Below are 1,164 nucleotides of genomic sequence, written 5' to 3'. Positions count from 1 at the left end.
GTGAGGGTGTTATCACCGCCGGTGATTTCTTAACCGAAACCGCCGCAAGGGCGGGCTACTGGGCGGTGAACTACAAGTCCTATCCCGCCGAGATTAAAGGCGGATACGCCCAGTCGACCGTCAGGGTTTCTTCCGACAGGGTCTATTCCACCGGCGATAGCTTCGATATCCTTTGCGCCTTCAACGGCGAGGCGGTCGAAAAGAACATGGTCTTCCTCAAGAGGGCTAAGGACGAATCCAAACCAAAAGTGCTCGTCTACGACAGCACCGACTACGAACCGGCGGAGGAGCTCGAGAACGTTATCTACTATCCCGTTCCCCTATCGGAGCTAGCAAAGGACGTAATGAAAGCCTACATCACCAAGAACATCATCGCCCTCGGCGTTCTGGCGGAGCTCTTCGGCATTCCCGAGCAATCGATTAAGGACGCGATTAAGGCCAAGTTCTCCCGCAAGGGCGAAAAAATCGTCGAAATGAACTATAAAGCCTTCGATCTGGGTAGGCAGTACGTTAGGGAGAATCTCCAAAAGAAAGACCCCTACAAATTCCCCGAACCGAGGACTCCCGAAGATGTCGTCATAATGGAGGGTAACCAGGCTATAGCCAAAGGCTCCATAGCTGCCGGTGTTGAGTTTTACGCGGCATATCCGATTACGCCCGCTACCACCGTCGGTAACCACATCGTTATGGACCTCATAAAGAGGGGTGGCTGGCTCTACCAGGCGGAGGACGAAATAGCATCCCTCGGTATGGCTTTGGGCGCGTCGTTTGCCGGCAAAAAATCGATGACCGCCACCTCGGGACCCGGTATTTCGCTCATGAGCGAATTCATCTCCTACGCCGGTATTACCGAGCTTCCCATAGTTATAGTTGACGTTCAAAGGGGCGGTCCCGGTACCGGTATGCCCACCAAGCACGAGCAGTCCGACCTGTTCGTATGCGCATTCGGCGGACACGGCGACTTCCCCAGGGCAATATTGGCGGCCACCACCGTTGAGGACAACTTCTATCTCGCCGTTGAGGCCTTTAATCTTGCCGAGAAGTATCAGATTCCCGTATTCCTCATGACCGACGGAGCGCTGGCAATCAGGTCGGAGGTCTTCCCCACCCCGAAAATCGAGCAGAGACCGGACGGCAAAGTGGTGGTTAAAGGGCACATACCCT

The 1,164-nt window shown here is 54.8% G+C and carries 1 protein-coding gene; it reads left to right on the top strand.

The features are described 5' to 3' along the window. Window positions 1–1,164, top strand: a 1,164-nt coding sequence (locus MV985_RS00020; protein ID WP_297457846.1) for a 2-oxoacid:acceptor oxidoreductase family protein, incomplete at both ends; no start/stop codon positions are given.

Source organism: Thermococcus sp., assembly GCF_027012695.1.
In the GTDB taxonomy this organism is placed as follows: Archaea; Methanobacteriota_B; Thermococci; order Thermococcales; family Thermococcaceae; genus Thermococcus.
This window is presented reverse-complemented; position numbering and strand designations above follow the sequence as displayed.